At 60.2% G+C, this 4,868-nt stretch carries 5 protein-coding genes; all 5 read right to left on the reverse strand.

The window, feature by feature from the left end; translation table 11 throughout:
• Positions 1-848 (reverse strand): AAA family ATPase (locus B4F73_RS06845; protein WP_290482835.1); only part of this gene is annotated, 848 nt, incomplete at its 3' end.
• Between the two features lie 93 nt (positions 849-941).
• Complete coding sequence (gene tilS / locus B4F73_RS06850) at positions 942-1,967, reverse strand: tRNA lysidine(34) synthetase TilS (protein ID WP_290482836.1); 1,026 nt, start codon at positions 1,965-1,967, stop codon at positions 942-944.
• 15 nt (positions 1,968-1,982) lie between these two features.
• Positions 1,983-2,981 carry a tol-pal system protein YbgF gene (gene ybgF / locus B4F73_RS06855; RefSeq protein WP_290482837.1) on the reverse strand — a complete coding sequence of 333 codons (999 nt, stop codon included), beginning with the start codon at positions 2,979-2,981 and terminating at the stop codon, positions 1,983-1,985.
• 99 nt (positions 2,982-3,080) lie between these two features.
• Positions 3,081-3,629 carry a peptidoglycan-associated lipoprotein Pal gene (gene pal / locus B4F73_RS06860; protein ID WP_034814792.1) on the reverse strand — a complete coding sequence of 183 codons (549 nt, stop codon included), beginning with the start codon at positions 3,627-3,629 and terminating at the stop codon, positions 3,081-3,083.
• Between the two features lie 225 nt (positions 3,630-3,854).
• The coding region (gene tolB, locus B4F73_RS06865; RefSeq protein WP_290482838.1) for a Tol-Pal system beta propeller repeat protein TolB at positions 3,855-4,868 on the reverse strand (1,014 nt) is incomplete at its 5' end.

Raw genomic sequence — 4,868 nt, forward strand, 5'->3', positions numbered from 1 at the left:
ACCAGCAACTGGTTGAGCGTCTGCTCGCGCTCATCATTGCCGCCGCCGAGGCCAGCGCCGCGTGAACGGCCGACCGCGTCGATCTCGTCAATGAAGATGATGCAAGGCGCCGAGCGCTTGGCCTGCTCGAACATGTCGCGGACGCGGCTTGCGCCAACACCGACAAACATTTCGACAAAGTCCGAACCGGAAATTGTGAAGAACGGCACGCCTGCTTCGCCTGCCACGGCCCGTGCCAGCAAAGTCTTACCCGTACCCGGAGGGCCTACCAGCAGTGCGCCTTTCGGAATTTTACCGCCAAGACGTTGGAATTTGGACGGATCCTGCAAAAACTCGACGATCTCTTGCAGTTCTTCCTTGGCTTCATCCACGCCCGCAACATCGTCAAACGTCACGCGGCCATGCTTTTCTGTCAGGAGGCGTGCGCGGCTCTTGCCGAAGCTCATCGCGCCACGACCGCCACCAGACTGCATCTGGCGCATCATGAAGAAGACAAAGCCAACGATCAGCAGGATTGGCAGGATGGAAAAGATCAGAGACGCGAATGTGTTCTGGCCGCTGTCAGCATCCACCGTGAAGGGCACCTGGTTCTCTTCGAGGAATTGCTGGGTCGTCATGTCGAGTGACCGCAATTCGCTGACCATGGTCCGGCCGTCGGTGGTGGTCACGATGATCCGCTGGTCACCGAGGGTCGCATCCGCGACTTTTCCATCCTCGACCAGTTCATAAATGACAGACAGTTTGGCCTTTTCAGCACGTGCTGCCTGAGGGTTTCCGCCCATGGCCACGGCCATGCCGATGACCAGGAGGGCAATTGCGCCCCAGATAGCCAAGTTTCTGACGTTCATTTTTCGTCTCGCTCCAAATTCCGGTGTTCACCCCGTAAGATAGGGGGCTTATCGCATGAAAACGACTCAAAAGCTCTTAAAATGGCTGTTTTGTCACGTATCGCCGACATAGAGCGCTTGCATCGCGTTGAAACGGGCGCGCGCCAGTGCGGGATCGGCCGCAATACCTGCTATTCCGGGCTCTGCCGACAGGACTATGTCACCCTGCTTGCGGTAGATCAGGACGCCGCCCAGCGTGGCACCTTGAAACGCCTCGTTGCCTGAAAGTCGACCCGCCAGTTGCTGCACGGCATCCCGCCGTGGAGGTGTTTCCTTGCCACCGACGATCTGAAGCATCAGGCCGAGGGCGCGCTCCAGACGCTCTCTCGGTAGCCCGGACAGATTCAGTCGTGCGCCACCTTCTCCATCCCACGCAACACAATCGGCCATCCAGCGCCCAATCAGACGCTCTTCCAGCCGCCGCAAGTCCTGCAGACGCGCCTGACAGGCAAGGATGCGCGCTTTCAGGTCAGCATGGCCGTCCAGCAGCGCCCGTACGCGCACCCGCTCATAGGCCAGGTTGCGATTGGATGGGTCATCGACCCAAAGGATTCCACGCGAAGTCAGGCATGTCCGCAATTCGCTGCGGCTGTGTGAGAGAACCGGCCGGGCAATCATCACCCCCTGCCCTTCGGGCCAGACCGGCGACATGGCACGCGGTTGCATGCCTGCCAGACCATACCAGGTCGAGCCCTGCCGCGCGCGCATGAGGAAGGTTTCACATTGATCGTCAGACGTGTGCCCCAGCAGCAGGCGCGTCCCTCCGCGCGCCCGAAGTGCCGCGGCCATCAGGCCATGCCGCGCTCGCCGGGCCAGCGCCTGTCTTAATACAGGCGTTTCCCAGACCAATGTCTCATGAGCTATGCTGAACTGCCCACAAATACTGGCCACATGGCGCGCCTCATCGGCGGCCTCCGGGCGCAGGCGATGATCTACAGTGAAAGCCACAAGTTCTCGACCAGACCGCGCGGCCCAGTCATGGGCCAGCACAAGCAGAGCAAGCGAGTCGCTGCCCCCGGACACTGCAATGCCAATCGGCCCTGAAGCGGTGCCACAGAGCCGATCCAACGCATCCATCATGTGTCAGGAAGTCGTCTAGTTGTCACAGCCGGACTTGGTGCGCTCAACCGCAGCCAGATCCCGCGTCACACCCGAAGCGTTCGGATAGCGGCTCGGCAGCGTACCAAGGGCCAGACAGGCCTTTTCCTTGTCACCGATCAGACGCATTGCCCGCGCCAGCTTGACCAGCGCATCCGGCGCGCGGGGATTGTCGGGATAAGACCGGATCATCGTCGTATAGGCTGCGCCGCTGTCGGCATACGCTTTCTGCTGATAGAGCGACTCTCCCAGCCAATAGTGTGCCTCACCAGCCTGCGGGTCATCGCCGAACCGCTCAAGGAAGGCGCGAAAGGCCTCTTCCGCACCAGCATAGTCGAACTGGATCAGCTTGGATTTCGCAAGGGCGAAGAGCGGGCCCGCTTCGCCCGGCAGGGCGCTGGCAGGAATCGTGCCCAGTGAACCTTCCGGCAGAGACTCGCCGGCAGCGGCTGCGCCGCCCATGGTCAGGCGGGTCGGGCCGGACGTATTTGAAGTCGTTTCACCCATGGAGGCGGGTGCATCAAGACGGCGTGGGCCAGAATTGAAGCTCTGGTCAGTCGCCGTCCCCATTTCCGGCATCGTTCCGAACTCTCCGCCGGCATTGCCCGGCATGGGGTCAGCCTCGGGCATGATGCCCGCCGCTGAAAGATAGGATTTCAGGGAGGCAATATCTGCAGACTGATTTTCCAGCTGCGTTCGCAAATCATCGGCCTCGTCGATGAGGGCCTCATTGTCGCGTGACAGGTTCTCGTTTTGCTCGCGCAGTTGCTGGAGCTGGAATTCAAGCGTTTCCACCCGCCCGGTCAGTTGCATCACGTCCCCGGTCAATCCATTGACCTCGACCTGAACCTGCGCGCTTTGCTGGCGGGCCTGCGCCACCTGTTGCGACAGGTCGGAGCTGGTGACCCCTTGCGTTATGGGTGCAGCGCGCTGAGCGGCAGCAGGACCAACAATCAGGCAAAAGCTGGCGAGGACAAGAGCGGGCGCTTTGAACATGGGGGAAGCCTCCGGAGGATTGTGGGCGAACATACAAAAACAGCCGGGGCCAAAATAAGGCACCCGGCTGCATCTTGTGAAGCTATTCGCGGCAGAAACCTAGCTGTTTGCGCCGGAAACGATTTGCGTGAAGCCGTTGCGGTTCAGGGCCCATGCCTGCTCGTCGGAACCAGCAGCGATTGGACGCTCTTTACCGTAGGAGATCGTGTCAACGCGGGACGGGTCGACGCCGAGGCTGACCAGATAGTCCTTCACGATAGAAGCACGACGCTCACCAAGGGCAAGGTTGTACTCGCGGGTGCCGCGCTCATCACAGTTACCTGCAACGATGATGCGAACGCCCGGATAGGACGACAGCCAAGCAGCCTGACGCTTCAGGATTTCCTGGTCGTCGACATCGAGGCGGTAGCCATTGAGGTCGAAGTAGACGCGCTCACCAACGTTGACGCGGAAGTCTTCGAGCGAGCCTGCGAGCGGACCAACCGGTGCGGCTGGCGCTGCTTCAACTGGAGCCGGAGCCGGTGCTGGCTCAGCAACTTCAACTGGTGCCTGCTCCTCGACCTGCTCAACAGGCTCTGGTTGGGATGCACACGCGCTGATCGAAAGAACAACCGCGGCTGCGGCTGCGAGTTTAAAAGTGGTATTCATTGCTATTCAGACTCCCCTGGATGTCCTGAGTGCTAATTGACGCCTTAACGGCTGGCGTTTGTCAACGTTGTGCCGGGTGTAGCGGGTATCTGTCTCCATATTCTGACAGAATTCGGGCGACAATCGGGCGGAAGCAGAGCTAACGCCCAGATTCGATACTATTTTGACGTTTTGTCTCCAAAAAGCAACGCCCCCGGACGAAAACCGGGGGCGAAAGCCATGAATTTATTGCAACAATGGCGACCAGGCCGGATCGGAAGCGTCGGTCTGGGTCATCATTCTGCGCTCATTTCGGCCTGAAAGATCGACCGACCAGAGCTGTGGCCCAGCGCCGGGGCGACTTTCGCGGAAATACACGATCACGCGCCCGTTTGGTGACCAGTCCGGACCCTCATCGAGATATGATTCGGTCAGCAGGCGCTCGCCTTTGCCATCTGTCCCGATCACGCCGATGTAAAATCGACCGCCGAGTTGCTTGGTGAACGCGACCAGATCACCCCGTGGGCTCCAGACCGGTGTTGAATACTGGCCCTTGTTGAAGGTGATGCGGCAAGCAACATCCCGACCACCGGAGGGGCAGGTCCGCGGACTGCCATCGGTGTTCATGATGTAGAGCTGCGGGCTGCCGCCACGGTCAGACGTGAATACAATGGCGCGTCCGTCCGGTGACATGGAAGGTGAGGTGTCAATCGCCGGGTGGTCTGTCAGGCGACGCGATTGGCGTGTCTGCAGATTCATGAGGTAGATTTCAGAGTTGCCGCCCTGGGCCTGGGTCATCAACACACTCTCCCCATCCCGCGAGAAGCGCGGCGCGAAGGTCATGCCCGGAAAATTGCCCAGCAATTCCTGACGGCCCGTCTCAATATTGAAGAGGTAGACGCGCGGACGGCCGCCCTCATACGACATGTAGGTGATTTCCTGCGCTGACGGGCTGAAGCGCGGCGTCAGCACCGTGTTCGTCCCCGCAGTCAGATATTGTTGATTGGCACCATCAGCATCCATGATCGCCAGGCGCTTCACACGCTCGGTCTTTGGGCCGGTCTCGGCAATGTAGACGATCCGCGTATCGAAATATGGGTCTTCACCGGTCAGGCGGTTATAGATGGAATCCGCAATCTTGTGTGCGATGCGGCGCCAATTGTCTGGCGTCGTGGTCAGGCGACGGCCGGGCTGGCCATTGATCCGCATGACTTCCCCACCATAAACATCCCACAGGCGGAACGAGACGGCGATCTTGCC

The sequence above is a fragment of the Hyphomonas sp. UBA3601 genome (genome assembly GCF_002375605.1).
In the GTDB taxonomy this organism is placed as follows: domain Bacteria; phylum Pseudomonadota; class Alphaproteobacteria; order Caulobacterales; family Hyphomonadaceae; genus Hyphomonas.